The sequence below is a fragment of the Salegentibacter lacus genome (assembly GCF_020164555.1).
In the GTDB taxonomy this organism is placed as follows: Bacteria; Bacteroidota; Bacteroidia; order Flavobacteriales; family Flavobacteriaceae; genus Salegentibacter; species Salegentibacter lacus.
This window is the reverse complement of record NZ_JAIQZB010000001.1, coordinates 241,399-258,339: the sequence shown is the minus strand read 5'-3', so window position 1 is coordinate 258,339 and position 16,941 is coordinate 241,399. Positions and strand designations below refer to the sequence as shown.

The 16,941-nt window shown below is 37.4% G+C and carries 13 protein-coding genes; 10 read left to right on the top strand and 3 right to left on the bottom strand.

Annotated elements, in window-relative coordinates; genetic code table 11:
• Positions 1–32 precede the first annotated feature (32 nt).
• The 3 genes from LB465_RS01260 to LB465_RS01250 all read left to right on the top strand — a co-directional run bounded on the left by LB465_RS01260 (position 33) and on the right by LB465_RS01250 (position 2,861).
• A complete protein-coding gene (locus tag LB465_RS01260) occupies positions 33–1,145 on the top strand; it encodes an adenylate kinase (protein ID WP_224466095.1) in 1,113 nt (370 codons plus the stop codon).
• Between the two features lie 80 nt (positions 1,146–1,225).
• Positions 1,226–2,233, top strand: coding sequence for a GTPase ObgE (gene obgE, locus LB465_RS01255; protein ID WP_224466093.1), 1,008 nt, complete (start codon positions 1,226–1,228; stop codon positions 2,231–2,233).
• 106 nt (positions 2,234–2,339) lie between these two features.
• Positions 2,340–2,861, top strand: a complete 522-nt coding sequence (locus LB465_RS01250) for a DUF4136 domain-containing protein (RefSeq protein ID WP_224466092.1) — start codon at positions 2,340–2,342, stop codon at positions 2,859–2,861.
• 139 nt (positions 2,862–3,000) lie between these two features.
• Here the strand turns inward: LB465_RS01250 and LB465_RS01245 are convergent, their stop codons facing one another.
• Genes LB465_RS01245 through LB465_RS01235 form a run of 3 tightly spaced genes read right to left on the bottom strand, consistent with a single transcriptional unit; the run spans position 3,001 to position 9,653 of the window.
• The gene (locus LB465_RS01245) at positions 3,001–4,659 is read right to left on the bottom strand and encodes an OmpA family protein (RefSeq protein WP_224466090.1); all 1,659 of its coding nucleotides are present in this window, start codon (positions 4,657–4,659) and stop codon (positions 3,001–3,003) included.
• A 12-nt stretch (positions 4,660–4,671) separates the two neighbouring features.
• On the bottom strand, positions 4,672–5,613 hold the full coding sequence (locus tag LB465_RS01240) for a PorP/SprF family type IX secretion system membrane protein (protein WP_224466088.1): 942 nt from the start codon (positions 5,611–5,613) through the stop codon (positions 4,672–4,674).
• A 26-nt stretch (positions 5,614–5,639) separates the two neighbouring features.
• Positions 5,640–9,653 (bottom strand): gliding motility-associated C-terminal domain-containing protein, encoded by a 4,014-nt coding sequence (locus LB465_RS01235; RefSeq protein ID WP_224466086.1) that lies wholly within the window; start codon positions 9,651–9,653, stop codon positions 5,640–5,642.
• Between the two features lie 206 nt (positions 9,654–9,859).
• On the opposite strand from LB465_RS01235, the gene LB465_RS01230 reads away from it, so the two are divergent.
• The 7 genes from LB465_RS01230 (at position 9,860) to LB465_RS01200 (ending at position 16,931) form a co-directional block, all read left to right on the top strand.
• Entirely contained in the window at positions 9,860–10,738 is an 879-nt protein-coding gene (locus LB465_RS01230) for a tetratricopeptide repeat protein (protein WP_224466084.1), read from the top strand.
• Between the two features lie 90 nt (positions 10,739–10,828).
• Positions 10,829–12,181 carry a UDP-N-acetylmuramate--L-alanine ligase gene (locus LB465_RS01225; RefSeq protein WP_224466083.1) on the top strand — a complete coding sequence of 451 codons (1,353 nt, stop codon included), beginning with the start codon at positions 10,829–10,831 and terminating at the stop codon, positions 12,179–12,181.
• A 65-nt stretch (positions 12,182–12,246) separates the two neighbouring features.
• Positions 12,247–12,948, top strand: coding sequence for a RadC family protein (radC, locus tag LB465_RS01220; protein ID WP_224466082.1), 702 nt, complete (start codon positions 12,247–12,249; stop codon positions 12,946–12,948).
• A gap of 9 nt (positions 12,949–12,957) precedes the next feature.
• Entirely contained in the window at positions 12,958–14,247 is a 1,290-nt protein-coding gene (locus LB465_RS01215) for a polysaccharide deacetylase family protein (protein ID WP_224466081.1), read from the top strand.
• A complete protein-coding gene (locus tag LB465_RS01210) occupies positions 14,234–14,923 on the top strand; it encodes a YjjG family noncanonical pyrimidine nucleotidase (protein ID WP_224466079.1) in 690 nt (229 codons plus the stop codon). Before LB465_RS01215 ends, LB465_RS01210 begins: the two co-directional genes overlap by 14 nt.
• A gap of 47 nt (positions 14,924–14,970) precedes the next feature.
• Positions 14,971–15,525, top strand: coding sequence for a hypothetical protein (locus LB465_RS01205; RefSeq protein WP_224466078.1), 555 nt, complete (start codon positions 14,971–14,973; stop codon positions 15,523–15,525).
• Positions 15,525–16,931, top strand: coding sequence for a DUF5723 family protein (locus tag LB465_RS01200; protein ID WP_224466076.1), 1,407 nt, complete (start codon positions 15,525–15,527; stop codon positions 16,929–16,931). The genes LB465_RS01205 and LB465_RS01200 overlap by 1 nt, the downstream gene beginning before the upstream one ends.
• Positions 16,932–16,941: the final 10 nt, after the last annotated feature.

Genomic DNA, 16,941 nt, shown 5'->3' with positions numbered 1-16,941 from the left:
TCCTTATCTTTGCTCTTTAAAATTTTTCAGATTTGATGAAACTACACGATTTAGAATTTGAGCCTTATATTTCAGAAGAAGAAATCAACGCAGGCATAGATAAAGTGGCCAATAAGCTTAACCAAGATTACCGGGATGCAAATCCGGTGTTTTTGGGAGTGCTTAACGGTTCTTTTATGTTTGCAAGTGAAGTTATTAAAAGGTTTAATGGAGATTGTGAGGTGAGTTTTGTAAAACTTGGTTCTTACGAGGGGACCAGAACTACCGGAAATGTGAAAACCCTTATAGGATTAAATCAGTCACTAAAAGGTAGAAAAGTAATTCTGCTGGAAGATATTGTTGATACCGGCAATACTTTAGAGGAGATCAATAAAATTTTGCTGAAAGAGGAAGTTGATAATTATGAAGTAGCAACTTTGTTTTACAAACCTGAAGCTTATAAAAAAGACTTTAATATTAAATATAAGGGCTTAGAGATCCCGAATAAATTTATTGTAGGTTATGGCCTGGATTATGATGGTTTAGGTAGAAATCTTACGCAAATCTATAAACTTAAAGAAAACAACATGACGAATTTAGTTTTGTTTGGCCCTCCCGGCGCAGGCAAAGGAACCCAGGCAGACATTCTGAAGGAAAAATATAAACTTATTCATATCTCTACCGGAGATGTGTTTAGGTATAATATTAAGAACGAAACCGAATTAGGATTGCATGCTAAATCTTTTATGGATAAAGGACAGTTGGTTCCGGATGAGGTGACAATTAAAATGTTGAATACTGAAGTTGATAAAAATGAAGGCGCCAACGGCTTTATATTCGATGGATTTCCTAGAACTGCAGGACAGGCAGATGCTTTAGCTGATTTGTTAGAGGAAAAGAATACCGAAGTAACTGCAATGATCGCTTTAGAAGTAGATGATGAGGTTTTGGTTAAACGTCTTTTAGAAAGAGGAAAAACTTCTGGAAGAAAGGATGATGCTGATGAAGCGGTTATTCGAAACAGGATCAAGGTTTATTATGATGAAACCGCTATATTAAAAGAATACTATAAAAAACAAGACAAATATTACGGTGTAGATGGGGTTGGTTCTATAGATGAAATCACCCAACGTTTAAGTGCCGTGATTGATAAGCTACAAGCGTAATTCTCATTGAGGTTTTAAATTACGGATTTGCTATTTTGAACTCCAGGGCTTGTCTTGGTTTTTGATTAAATATTAAGTATATGACTGAAGGGAATTTTGTTGATTATGTAAAGATTCATGTGGCTTCCGGAAAAGGAGGAAGTGGATCTTCGCACCTACACCGTGAAAAATACGTTGCGAAAGGCGGGCCCGATGGTGGTGATGGTGGCCGTGGTGGCCATGTAATTGTGAAGGGAAACAAAAACCTTTGGACACTATATCATTTAAAGTTTAAACGGCATATTCGGGCTGAACACGGTAGCAACGGGAGTAAGCAAAGAAGTACAGGTGCCGAGGGCTCTGATGAATATATTGAAGTGCCTTTAGGAACGGTAATTCGCGATACAGAGACACAAGAAATTATTCACGAAATCACCGAAGACGGAAAGGAATATCTTATTGCCGAAGGCGGAATGGGTGGCCGTGGAAACTGGCATTTTAAGAGTTCTACCAATCAAACGCCAAGATATTCTCAACCGGGAATAGACGGTACTGAGGTAGATATTACCCTCGAGTTAAAAATTCTGGCCGATGTTGGTCTGGTTGGTTTTCCAAACGCAGGGAAATCTACTTTACTTTCGGTTATTACCGCTGCGAAACCAAAGATTGCCGATTATGAATTTACTACCCTTAAACCCAATTTAGGGATTGTAGAATATCGGGATTTTAAAACTTTTGTGGTTGCTGATATTCCGGGAATAATTGAAGGTGCTGCAGAAGGTAAAGGAATTGGACACAGGTTTTTGCGTCATATAGAACGAAATTCCACTTTACTGTTTTTAGTACCTGCTGATGCCCCAAATATTTCTGAACAATACGAAATTCTATTAGATGAATTGCGAAGGTATAATCCTGAGATGTTGGATAAAGACAGACTTATCGCGATTTCAAAAAGCGATATGCTGGATGCTGAATTGAAATTGGAAATGAAACAAGAATTAGATAGAAACTTAGGAGCTCCTTACCTGTTTATTTCTTCGGTAGCGCAACAAGGTTTAACCGAACTTAAAGACAGGTTATGGGAAATGCTAAATAAAGAGACCTCATAAATCCTGTTAATCTTTAGATTTTCTGAACGGTTTTTGATTAAATTTAAGCAGCGTGGATTAATTTTTACGCTGCATTTTTTTGGAAAAAAGTCAAAATCCTATTCTTATGAAATTAATAAAGTTACTATTTGTATGCGCAATACTTTCATCCTGTAATACTCCAAGAGCGGTTTATGACTACGATGATACGATTAGTTTTAGTAATTACGGAACTTATCAGCTTTTCCCGGATTTCCAGTCCGGTCTTTCCCAATTAGACGAAACCAGGTTAATTGCCAGTTTAAAGAATGGAATGAAAGAAGAGGGTTTCTCAACTTCTGGAGAACCCGGACTTTATATTAACGTTTATTCCCGTGAATTTATGGATCAAAACCGAAGCAATGTTGGTATTGGAATTGGCGGGGGTGGTGGAAATATGGGAGTAGGGGTTTCTGGCGGGATTCCGATTGAAAATAATTCTGTAATTCTTGAAGTCACAATCGACTTTATAGATGTAGCTGATGATTCTTTAGTTTGGCAGGCTATTGTAGAAACGAAGTTTAATCCAAATGCTTCTCCCGAAGAACGGCGGAGCATGTTTGATAAGATCGTAGAGAAGGCTTTAGAAGGTTATCCTCCCAAGGCTTAAGTTTCTTTAATTGATAGAATTTAATCGAATCTCTTTTCGTAATCCAGCTTAATAGAATTTTATGAATAAAAAAAGCCCCGGAAGTTTCCGGGGCTTTTCACATTTTGGTTGGTTAGTTAGTAGCTAACCTATGGAAGATTTATTCTTCTTCCATTTCTTCAGAATCCATAGCGTTTTCATCATTCATAATGGTGAATTCACTACGTCTATTTTTAGCATATTCTGCTGCAGTACAACCTGTAGGTTGCGTACAGTCGTTAAGTGGCATGGTTTCTCCGTAACCTTTTGAAGTTAACCTGCTGCGGTCTATTCCGTTTTCAACAAGATACTCTAAAGTGGAAGCTGCACGTCTTTCAGAAAGTCCCATATTGTATTGATCAGAACCTCTTGCATCAGCGTGAGAACCAATTTCAATTTGTAGTTCAGGATACTTGTTCATGATATTTACAACTTTGTTTAATGTTGGTTCAGACTCTTCTTTAATAGTTGCTTTATCAAAGTCGAAGTAAATGTTTCCAACATCTCTTAATTGTTGTCTACCAGTTTCAAGGTTTGTTTCTCTGTCATCATAATCAACAACCGGAGGAACGTAATCTTCTCTAGTGAATACATAAAGGTTATCTGAACCTCTTCTGTTAGAAGCAAGATATCCTTTTTGATTTTCTTCATCAATTACAAAAGCGAAATCATCGTGTCCACTATTTACAGTGTTACCAAGGTTTTGTGCTTCTGCGAAATCTCCTTCAGTTCTATAAACATCTAAGTTACCAAATCCCTGGTGACCATCTGAAGCGAAGTAAAGTACTCCTTCTTCACTGATGTAAGGGAATTGCTCACGATGTGGAGTATTAACTCCTGTGCCAAGATTTTCTGGTTCCCCATAAGTTCCATCTTCATTAATATCTACAACGTAAATATCAAAAGAACCTTCAGAACCTGGCATATCGCTGGCAAAATAAAGTTTACTGCCATCTGCACTTAAGCTTGGGTGTTCAGTAGAAAATTCATCGCTTGTAAAAGGAAGGGCTTCAATATTGCTCCATTCTCCATCTACCATTTCTGCACGGAAGATTTTAATATGGGCAACTCTAATTCCTTCTTCGTTCTTTACTCTGTTTTCGCTGTTACGGTCAAAGTACATTACCTGGCCGTCTTCGCTGAAAGTAGCAGAACTTTCGTGTTCATCGGTATTAATTTTTTCAGAAAATAAAACGATATCACTTAGTTCACCGTCTTCAGACATTTCAGCTGTGTAAAGATCTAAGGTTGGTTTCTTGTTCCAGGGGTAAATTGGTCGCTCCTGATTTCTTGTTGAAGCAAAAGCAATTCGGTCCCCATAAAATGCGATACCAAAATCGGCTGAAGCACTGTTGTTCATTATCTGGTTAGTAGTATAAACGTGGGGAGCAGTAGTGTCTAATTTACGTGCAAAATCCTCGTAGTTTATATCTTCTCCAGTATAATCACTCATATACTCATCAGCTTCATCTTGCTCTCCAATTGCACGTAAAGAATGTGCAAAGCGAAATTGATATTCCGGTGTTGCAATCTCTTCGTGTCTTAGGAAAAGTGTGCGGTAAACTTCCGCAGCTTCTTCCATTTGGTTTGTGTAGAAATAAGCATCTCCAAGGTTTTGTAAAACCTCCTGATTTTTATCTACAACTTTTTCATAAGCTTCTGCAGCGTCTACGTAAGCTCTTTGAGCAAACAGTTTTTCTGCCTTCTTTATTTCAGCACTTTGCCCAAATGAGGCAAGACCTATAAAAAGAATAAAAAGTGTACTATATAAATTTTTCATATTATTCGGTTTTTAGAAGAATCTAGGTGATTTGTCATATCCTTTTGTAAGGCCAAACAGGTCAAGATCAAACAACAACATAACTTCGTGAGTCCCACCTAAATTGTAGTTAGCGAAGTCTGAAGTAAAGTGATCGTAAGCATACCCAACACGAAGTGATGGAGTAATCTTAAAGTTTACCAAACCTGTGATGGTTTCATTAAACCTGTAACCAACACCGGCTTCCAACCTGTCATATAACAAAACGTTTGCAGTTACATCTACTGCTAACGGAGCACCTTGAACACCTCTTGCCATAAAAGCAGGCTTCAATTTAAGATCTGGGTTAAGTTGAAAAACGTATCCACCTGTTAAATAGTAGTGGATTGCTTCTTCTCCCAAAGCTGCCAGGCCTTGTTCGTTCTCAATATACTTTGAAGTAAACAAGTTAGGAGCTGAAGCACCTAAATAGTAATTATCTCCAAACCAAAAAGCACCAACTCCAAATACGGGGAAAACTTCATTTACATTTTCCAGCGCTGGGTCTGTAGGGTCGTTTACCGCTAAACCTGAAAGGTTCGCATCAAAAGTAGTAAGACCACCTTTAAGACCGAAAGAGATTTTGCTTTCTCCACCCGTTGGGATTACATAAGCAAAATCGGCAGTTATATTGTTTTCTTTTACAATACCACCAATCTCATCATGAACCACGGTTAAACCAAGTTCTACCCTTTCACTTATTGGAGTGTGGGCAAAGAAGTTGGCGGTGCTTGGAGCACCGTCAACATTCTGCCATTGAGATCTGTAAATACCCCCCAGGTTTAGCATACCAGGATCATCGGTAGCATAGGCCGGGTTTATTACACTCATATTATACATATACTGAGTGAACAGTGGGTCTTGCTGAGACATACCCTTAATAGAGAAAAGGATAATGCCTGCGAATATTAAATATTTTGTGATTGTTTTTTTCATTTCTTTCTAATGTTTATCCTTTTATATTATCTGTTCAAGTATACTTTACCCTGACGTGGCTCTGTGCTTCCGTCGTTAAAGTCTACCACATAGAAATATACACCTACAGGTAGTACATCGTCTCCTAGACTACCAGATTGGTTAGAAGTTCCATCCCAGGTAGGAGTAGAGGCATTACCTTTATATACTGCATTACCCCATCTGTTAAAGATTGTAATGTTGTAGTTAGGATATTCGCTTTCAATATTTTCAATTACGAACCTGTCATTTCTATTATCGTCATTTGGCGTAATCGCTTCCGGGAATAATAGCGGACATTCATCCAGAGTAACTGTAACAGCTAATCTTTCAGAACTTTCGCAACCGTTATCTGAAATAAGCGTTGCATAGTAAGTGGTTCCGTCAGTTAACATAGCATTGTTGCTTAATGCAGTCATACTATCTGCTGAATCATACCAGGTTACTTCTCCGCTTTCATTTATTTCGGCGGTAAGGTCTGCAATTGTTGGATTGTCAAACTCACATAGTTCATAATTTGAACTAATAGTTGGAGCAGGAGAATCTACGATATTTACTGTAAGCACTGCGGCTTCAGATTCACATCCTTCGTCTGATGATTGAGTTACATAGTAATCACCATTTACCAAAAGGTCTTCTTCGCTAACCATCATAGATAGTTCGGCATCAGAATACCAGGTTAAGTTAGTTCCTTCAGCCTCAAGTCTTGTTGCGGTTTCACCGTCTATTGCACAAAATGCAACAGCTTCGCCGGTTGTTGGAGCTTCTGGAGCTTCGTTAAGTGTAATAGTTATCGTAGCCATATCATCTTCACCACATTCATCATCTCCAACCATTACAGTGTAGATAACTTCATAGGTTCCTGGTTCAAATTCTGAAGGATCCATAATTCCGTCTGTAATAACGTCACCATCTAAAGTGAATTCACCATCCATATCTGCATCTGCAGAAATCAATGAGAAAAGATCTTGAAGTTCATCGTTACTACAAACTGTCACAGGCATATCTTCACCCGGGTTTGCACCTTGTTCTACTGTAATAGTAAAAGTCGTACTTGCTTCTCCTTCAACACAAGGAATATCTTCTCCCACTGTATAGGTAACCTCGTAGCTTCCAGCTTCAAAATTTGAAGGTGTAAAGATTCCGCTTTCTAATAGATCACCTTCAATGGTAAAAATACCTCCTTGAGTTCCGGTAATTTCATCGTTAAGATTTATATTGTCATCTACTGTGCATAATGTGTAGCCCTCAAATTCTCCAGCATCAGCTTGTTCTATTGGGGTAACTTCTACTGTTAACATTAGTGAAGCAATACCACAATCTCCAGTATCTACGGTATATTCTGTTTCGAATATACCAAGACCATTCTGATCTTCAAATTGTTGTGCAATTTGGGCGGGTCTTGGATTAAATTCTCCTGCATCGTCATCCAAATTTGTCCTAGAACTTATTAGGTTTCTTAGGTAAGCGTTAACTTCAAAAGGAGTTGGGTTAGGATCAATTTCATCTTCACATAGGTTAACAAATATTGGTTCAAATTCTCCACTTTCAGTTTCGATAGTGATTTCGAAGGTTGTTGTTTCATCATCACTTCCTTCAATAACACAAAAAGCTGAATCATCTACAGAATAAGTAATGGTATAGGTATCTGCCTCTAATCCTGATGGATCAAATTGATTATTTGTTACACCGGTTCCGGAGAATGTTCCTCCTGGAGTTGCGTTTTCATTGTTATTAATGAGCGTTTCCAGATCAAATGGCTCTGTATTTCCACAAGCTAATGAGAAATCATTAAAATCACCAGCCTCTGCTTCACTTCTATCTTCTATGGTTACTGCCAACTCATATATAGATTGACACTCTTCATTTCCATAGATATAGTCTACTGTGAAAGTTTCTTCAGGAGCGGTAGGATTGCTGACATAGGCTAAAATAGCAAGCCCAACTTGTGAAATATCCTCATCAAAGTCTCCTTCAGGGATTTCACCGTTATTTTCTTCCTCTAAAATTTCTTCAAAGTATGCTATTGCTAACGATGGGTCTCCAATAAAGGCCTCAGCTTCAGAAATACAAATTGTTCTTGAAACTTCAGTGGTACTTCCGGTATTTTCAATAGTGATATCGAAAGTGATATCATCATTAGTTCCTTCTACTACGCAAAAAGCTGAATCATCTACAAAATATGTAATGGTATAGTTTCCAGCCTCTAAATCTGAAGGATCAAATTGGTTGTTTGTTACACCTTCTCCAGTGAAAGTTCCACCTGGAGTTGCATTTTCATTATTATTTGTTAATGATGTAAGGTCGATAATATCTTGGCTCCCGCATTCGAGAGAAATATCATCAAAACTACCAGCGTTAGCCGGCTGTAGTTCAGAGATTTCAATCTCTATATCAACTGTTGCTTCTCCGCAATCTGTTGCTACGCTGTATGTAGTAGTTAAATTACCAAGCCCATTTTGATCTTCAAGCTGTTGACGTATTTGGGCGGGTCTTGGATTAAATTCTCCTGCATCGTCATCCAAATTTGTCCTAGAACTTATTAGGTTTCTTAGGTAAGCGTTAACTTCAAAAGGAGTTGGGTTAGGATCAACTTCATCTTCACATAGGTTAACAAGAATTGGGTCAAATTCTTGCGGTTCACCCGTTAGGTTAATAGTAAATTCAGTAAAATCATCTCCTTCTACACATTCAATTGAATCATCTACAGTATAAGTAATGGTGTATTCGCCAGCTGCACTGGAAGTGTCAAACTGGTTGTTTTCAACCCCTTCACCCGAGAAGGTTCCACCTTCGGTGTAATTGAAATCGTTATTGCTTAATTGTGTAAGATCATAGAATGTCTCAGCTTCACAATCTAAGGTTATAGGGTCAAATGTTCCCGCGTTGGCTGTTTCTGTGTCCAAAACAGTTACTGAAGCTGTTATCGCTTCACATTCACCATCTATTGTGTATGTAGTAGTGAAAGTGTCGATAGGATTAGTTTCGTATTGAGCAACCAAGTCCGCTGGAATAGGATCGAAAGTTCCGGCTCCTGGATTTCCAATTAGATTTAAGAAAAATCCTTCAAAATCTTCAGCGTCTGGGTTTTCCATTATATCATCAACGCAAACTTCAGCAGTTACTGTGTTAATTACTACTGGCTCATCCAAAGTAACTACTACCTGAGCTCTTGCATCTGCAGCCGTTTCACACGGAGGGAAAGGATCGTTACGATCATTTACTATTTGAGAAGCAAAGTAATCTTCCCCGTTAATTAATTCCACATCATCAGCAAGAGGGCTATTTGAAGTAGCACTTCTATACCATCTAATGGTTTGAGTGTTTTCCTCAGTTCCTTCAGCAACTAAATCTGCCACTGTTGCTCCTTCACAAAAAATCTGAGCCGATTCCGCAATCGGAGCAGGAGCGTCGGTAGGATCATATCCTACAGCGGCTCTAGTCGAAGGGCATTGTCCTTCTGCTAGTAGAGGTATTTGGCCTACGTAATAGCTTTCATTCGGCACTAATTCTCCTTCAGCAGTTTCGTTTCCAAACTCAGACGTATAAACTACAATAAGGTAGCCAGTTTGAGGGTTGGGGAACATGCCAGCTAAATCATCAGCGGTAAAACCGGAAGATATACAAGGAGATATGGTAAAGTTATCTTGTCCAGGAAACAATGTGTTGTCTGGAGTATCTGTGGCGGTTACAGTAACTTCTACAGCTACTCGGTCACAATCTTCGGTGGTACTACCTACAAAATAGGTAGTGCCATTGGTTAGTAACTCATCTGGAGATATTGGCTGCGTGTCATTCGTAGTGTTAGCGGTTTCAAAGATCGCGGTGTTCGTTCCGGTTCTTTCAATGTCTTCTACAGTTTGTAGGTAACAAAATGATTGTTGATTCCCATTATTGGGGTCATTGTCGTCATCTCCGACGGTAGCGCAATCTTGCCCAAATGAAGGCAAGGTTCCAATTAACAATACAAAGGCGAAAAGGAACCAATTTGTTCCCTTCCTCCCAAAAGTAAAATTTTGCATAGGCTAGGTGTTAAAATTCAATTATTAGTATTAGGTTTAAAATAATTTTAGCAGCACAAATATTAAAATAATTTTTAACATTGTGAGTTAAACTAAGCAGTAGTTTAACAAATTTTACCATTTATTTTGGTTCTATATATTTTTGTTAAACGATACTTGCAGCTTTAGGTCGATATTCGCGATAAATTTATGAAAAAATTAATAGGATGACTAACAAATTCTTAATATTCAGTATAATCTTCTTCTCCATTATGACGCCGGTTTGTGCGCAATCTTCTATAGAAACCGGGGAAAAATATCTTAAAGAAAACCAAATAAAAAAAGCAAAGAAGGTTTTTGTAGAGCATCAGGATAATATAAAGGCCATAGAATATCTAGGTGATATTGCCGGTTTTGAAAAAAGGTGGGATGATGCGATAAACTATTACGAAAAATTGCTGGAAACCAAACCTGATTCTCCAAAATACAATTTTAAGCTTGGTGGCGCTATGGGGATGAAAGCCCTGGAAATTTCTAAATTTAAAGCAGCGTTAATGATAGGCGATATTAAAACTTATCTAAATAAAGCTGCTGAATTGGATAAAAACCACGCGGAAGCTCGTCGCGTTTTGGTGGAGCTTTATATGCAATTACCCGCTATTCTTGGAGGTGGTAAAGATGTAGCTGAGAAATTTAAGGCTGAACTTCATAATATTAATAAGGTGGATGCCCATTTAGCCGAAGCCTATATTCATAAATATGAAGGCAACGATAAGTTGATGGAAGATGCAATTAAGAATGCCCTGCAGCAAGCCCTAAATAATAAAAAACTTGTAGAACGCAATTATCAAAATTACGAACTAGGTGAGAGGGCTGCTGCTCTAAAAATAATGCCAGATGCCTCTATTTATTTTCTCCAGGAATATGCTGAAAATTATAATTATAAAGATTTAAAATCTCCCGCCTGGGCACATTATCATATTGCTCAAGTTCAGGCTCGACAAAATAACCAGGATAAAGCTTTATCGCATATAAATAAAGCTTTGGCTAATAAATTCAATTTTCCTGAGGCCGAAAAACTCAAACAGCAAATATTAGAGATGTAGGCTAAAGGCTTTTCCTAAAGTCTTAACTATATTTGCAGCAAGTTAATAAAGTTTGAAATTGCCAGAATAACTGGCGCGAAATAGAATCTAATGAAACTTCATTTTATAGCAATTGGCGGGAGCGCGATGCATAGTCTTGCCGTTGCGTTGCACAAGAAAGGAAATAAGATCACCGGAAGCGACGATGCTATCTACGAACCTTCCAAATCGGCTTTGGAGAAAGTAGGTTTACTACCCGTGAAATTCGGTTGGTTTCCGGAAAGGGTAACACAAGATCTGGATGCAGTTGTATTGGGAATGCACGCCAAAAAAGATAATCCTGAGTTGAAGAAAGCCGAAGAATTGGGCTTAAAAATTTATTCTTATCCTGAATTTCTTTTTGAACTTTCTAAAGAGAAAACCCGCGTGGTAATTGGAGGTTCTCATGGAAAGACTACGATTACGGCTATGATATTGCATGTAATGCATTACCACGGCAAAGAAATTGACTATATGCTTGGTGCTCCGGTTAGAAGGATTGAAAATACTATTAAATTAACCGATGAAAATGATTTTATGCTGATTGAAGGGGATGAGTACCCCGCTTCGGCTATAGATCTTCGACCTAAATTTCATCTCTATCAGCCTAATATTGCTTTGCTTAGCGGGATTGCCTGGGATCATATAAATGTGTTTCCCACTTTTGAAAACTACGTGGAGCAGTTTCAGGTTTTTATAAGTTCAATAGTAAAAGGTGGGATACTGGTTTATAATGAAGAAGATGAAACCTTAAAAGATCTAGCTGAAAATACCGAAAATCAAATAAGAAAGCATCCTTATTTTACCCCCGAATATCACGTAGAAGACGGAGAAACTATTCTGGAAACTTCAGAAGGGGATATGCCTTTAGAAATCTTCGGAAAGCATAATATGAATAACCTCGCCGGCGCAAAATGGATTTGCCAGCATATGGGAATTGATGAAGACGATTTCTATGAAGCGATGATGGAATTTGAAGGTGCCAGTAGAAGGTTAGAAATGATTTTTAAAGGAGATAACGGAATAATTTTTAAAGATTTTGCACATAGCCCTTCTAAAGTAAAAGCCAGCACCCAAGCTGTAAAGGAGCAATACCCCGATAAAAAATTAGTAGCTTGTTTAGAATTACACACTTTTAGTAGCCTGAATTCAGAGTTTATCGAGCAGTATAAAGATACCTTAGTAAAAGCTGATGAAGCTATTGTTTTCTATTCTCCCGAAGCTATTGCACAAAAACAAATGCAAGCTATTTCTGCTGAAGAAATAAAAACGGCTTTTAATAAAATTGATCTGGAAGTAGTTTCTGAAACTTCCGCTTTACAAGCTATTCTAAAATCAAAAGATCTTAATAATTCTGTTTTGCTTTTAATGACTAGCGGCACGTTTGGGAATTTAGACCTTGAAGAAGTGAAGGTTTTATTTTAAGTTAAAGGCTTCATTTTAAATAGTTTTTGAAAAGATAAAGAATCATTTTTTATCTTTATAAAACTATGGGGCAGGAAAATCAAATTGGTTTTGGCATTAAATCCTGGGCAGAAGACGATCGGCCCAGGGAAAAACTCCTTCAAAAAGGGAAAGTTAGCCTAAGCGATGCTGAACTTATAGCTATCCTAATCGGTTCTGGCAGTCGCAACGAATCTGCAGTGCAATTAAGTAAACGCATTTTAGCATCCACCGGAAATCAACTTAGCGATCTGGGAAAACTTTCAGTAAAAAAACTTTGTGAATTTAAGGGAATAGGCCCGGCAAAGGCAGTTAGTATTGTGGCTGCAATGGAGCTTGGTCGCCGCCGAAGAACGGAGGAAGCCTTAGAGAAGAAGAAAATTACTTCTAGCGCTTCGGTTTTTGAGTTGATGCAACCTATAATTGGTGAGCTCTATCACGAAGAATTCTGGATTATTTACCTCAATAATTCGAATAAAGTTATCGAGCAATTACAACTCAGCAAAGGCGGAATTACCGGGACGCTTGTAGATGTGCGAATCACTTTACGAAAAGCCCTTGAAGTTGGCGCGACATCTATAATTTTGGCACACAACCATCCTTCAGGAACTTTAAAGCCAAGTGAAGCCGATAAACAACTTACCCAAAAGCTTAAAACAGCGGCCCAAAGTTTAGATATAAAGGTGCTAGACCATCTTATTGTAACCGAAAAATCATACTTTAGCTTTGCAGACGAAGGCGTCCTTTAAAAAGATTAAATGCTACTAATTTATACCCAGAAAATTACCCCGCGAATAGTTTATATTTTTAAACATATTTGCACAAATGTTCTGGGAATTTCAATAAAATTTACCACCAAAATAGAAGAATTCATCGCTCACGAGGGAATGAAACTTTCTTACGGTAAGCAAGCCCTGGGAAATGAATTATTTGTACAAAAAGTAGATCTTTTGCTCGAGCAGGGTTTAAGTGAAGTAGATATTAAAGTGCAACCCTGGGGCGATAACTATTGCTTTTTTCCTGTTTCAGAAAATAGCGCTTTGCCTTTTGATATTTTTGCTGCTTCTTTCTTTTTGTTAAGCAGGTACGAAGAATATTTACCACATGTAAAAGACGATTTAGGTCGTTTTCCGGCCTCAGAAAGTGTGGGCTTTCAGGAAGATTTTTTAAAAACCCCGGTGGTAGATATCTGGGCCTATAAGTTTAAGGAAATCCTTCTTGAAAGATTTCCCGAGATCTCCCTTGCAAACCGGGAATTCCATACCAAAGCTGTTATTGCCGTAGAGCACGTTTTTAATTTTCAGAATAAAGGGTTTTTGCGCAGTTTGGCCGGGATGCACTTAGATATAATAAAACTCCAGTTCAATAAAGTTTTTGATCGTATTCAGGTGGTGATGCGGTTAAAAAAAGATCCGATAAATATCTTTGAAGATCTTATTGCTTTTATTAAAGAATATAAAGTATCGTTGCTTTTTATGTTTCAGTTGAGCGATTTTTCTATTTACGATCGCAATATTAACTATAACCGCAATCCCTATCGTTCCATTATTAAATATGTGGGAGATTATGCTAAGGTGGGTTTAATACCGGGATATTTTGCTTATGCAAATTTTAAAACCTTGCGAAAAGAAAAACTTCGCATGGAAAATACGGTGCATACACCTCTTGAAAGTGTAATTAATGTAAAATATAATTTGAATATCCCTGAATTTTATAACTTCTTGTCAGAGCTGGAAATTCCACAGGATTATTCTATGGGATATCCTGAAACTGCCGGTTTTAGGGCAGGGACCTGTAGTCCTTTTTTATTTTACGATATCAATACCGAATCTACGCTTGCTTTAAAAATTCATCCTTACGTATTTAACTCAAACATCGTTGAACATACAGAATTTGGGCAATTAACCAGCGATGTTGATAAAATGCTAAGTGAAGTGAAAAAAGTAGGAGGTAGCTTTAAGGCTATTTTTAAAAATCAGGATTTTTCTGAATATTCTAACTACCAGGCTTATTATGCTCTTTTAAAACAGATTTATGAAATTAAATAATATTAACCATATTTTCTTCGATTTAGATCACACTTTATGGGATTTTGATAGAAATTCTGCCCTGGCTTTTGAGCGTGTTTTTAAATTCAGGAATATTCCTCTCGAAATAAACGCTTTTCTTGAGATTTATATGCCTGTAAATTTTAAATACTGGGAGCGTTATAGAAAGGATGAAGTTACAAAAGAAGCGCTACGTTATGGGCGATTAAAAGATAGTTTTGATCTTTTAAAATTTGAAGCCGATAATGATTTAATAGATAATATTGCTATAGATTATATAGAATACCTGCCCGATCATAATCATCTTTTGGACGGCAGTAAAGAGGTTTTGGATTACCTTCATAAAAGTTATGAATTACATATTATAACAAACGGTTTTGAAGAAGTACAGCATAAAAAACTTAACAATTCCGGGATAAGTAAGTATTTTACTACAATTACTACTTCTGAAGAGGCAGGGGTGAAAAAACCTAATAAACTAATTTTTGAAACCGCACTTAAAAAATCCTCGGCTACGCCCGAAAACAGTATTATGATTGGCGATAATTTTGAAGCCGATTGTACCGGTGCGGCAAACTGCGGTATAAAACCCATCTTCTTTGACTACTATCGAAATAAAGAAAATATCGGTGTAACACATATTAAAACGTTAAATGAACTAAAGACCTATTTGTAGTAATAATCTTTTGTTAATTTCGTTAGTGCTACCTAATGCATTGCCTAATGAAATTTGTTTCAAACTTTATTACCAAAATTATAGGCTTTATACTTATAGGTTGCGCATTGTGCAGTTGCGTGAAAGATGTAGATCTGGAACAAAGAGAGGATATTAGTTTAAGTCCAGATATACAAATAGATCTTCTTATTTACGATATAGATCAGTCTCATTTTATAGATCCTTCTACCGGAAATAGTAAAACCCATATAAGCGATACAGTTCGTTTAGAATTTCTGGACGATTCTTATATTCAGGAAGATCTTTTTTCAGTAGAATTTTATTTTAGGCATATTAATACCTTTCCCCGGGAGATTGAAAGTAAAATAAGATTTTTGTCTGATGACAACAGGGAACAATTTGCGGTGAACTATACTATAAAACCCGGTGTTGATGGTAATCCCGTAACTACAGAGCAATTTGAATTTATTGAAGAAGATCGTATACATTTAGTGCGCAGAACTATAAAAATGGTTGTTGAATTAGAGGTGCAGCCGGGATCTGGGAAATTTGAGGGTGAATTGGATTTCGCTTCAAAAGGCCTCTTTTCGTTTGAATTTTAATGATGTGGAGACTTATAGGCTTTTTCTTAATTATTTCCGGTACGGTTGTAGCCCAAAATAAACCGCTGCTGTTTAATGTAGACGATCTTCCGCAAACTTTAATGAGTAATCCCGGAGCTCAAATTAATTTTACCGGCCATATTGGAATACCTCTTTTTTCTCAAATTCATCTTTCTGCTGGTTCCACGGGAGCCGATCTTTATGATATTTTTGCCGATGATGGTACAAATATTAATACTCGAGTTCAGGAAACTATGCGTAGCATGGATTCCAGGGATTATTTTTCGGTAAATCAGCAGCTGGAAATATTCTCTATAGGGTGGAAAATAGATAGAGAAAATTACCTCTCTACCGGAATCTACCAGGAAATGGATCTCTTTGCCTATTTCCCAAAAGGACCTGCGATACTGGCCAACGAAGGTAATAGCGATTACTTGAATCAACCTTTCGATTTTAGTGATGTCTCTTTTACCGGTGAAATTATGACGGTTTATCACCTGGGAATTAACCATAAATTCGATAACCGACTTACGGTGGGAGCCAGGGCTAAATTGTATTCGGGAATTTTTAATGCCGAAAGCACAGGCAATACCGGTAGGTTTACTACCTATTCTACTCCAGATGGCAGGAATGTCTACAATCACGAAGTTGTAAATATGAATGTTTTAATTAATACTTCAGGTTTTGCCCCTTTAAAAGAGGAGGAAGGGATGACCGTAGACCAGGCTACGGCCGAATTGTTAAGCCGGTCTTTCTTTGGTGGAAATGTTGGTTTTGGGTTAGACCTGGGCCTTTCTTATATCCTTGACGAACAATTTATTCTTTCAGGTTCGGTACAGGATCTTGGGGCTGTTTTTCAACATAAAGAGGTTGAGAATTACAGGTACTTCGGCGCTTATGAAACCAGTGGAATTGAACCGCTATTTCCAGATTTAGATGAAAATGACGAAGCCATACCCTATTGGGACGACTTTGAAGATGAAGTAGATAGAAATCTTAGAGATGAAACTACCAACGAATCGTACACAACCTGGCGACCAATAAAGGCAAACTTTGCTATGGAATACGGTTTTGGGCCGGCATTTTTACCTTGTCATTATCTAAGCGTAAAAAAAGTAAGGTATATGAATTTGCTGGGAATGCAACTTAGCGGTGTAAAAAGACCGAAAGGTTTCGTTTATTCATTCACTACATATTGGGATAGAAAAATAAATGATAATCAGCGTTTTAAAGTGTCTTATTCCTTAGACGATTATTCTTTAACGAATATTGGCTTGATGTATACAAGAACTTTTAATAAATTTAATGTGCATCTGGCAGCCAATAATTTGCTGGCTTTCCCTAATTTGGCAAAAGCTCATAGTGCTTCCCTTCAACTAGGAATGCAGCTGATTTTTAATGATTAAAAATATATAA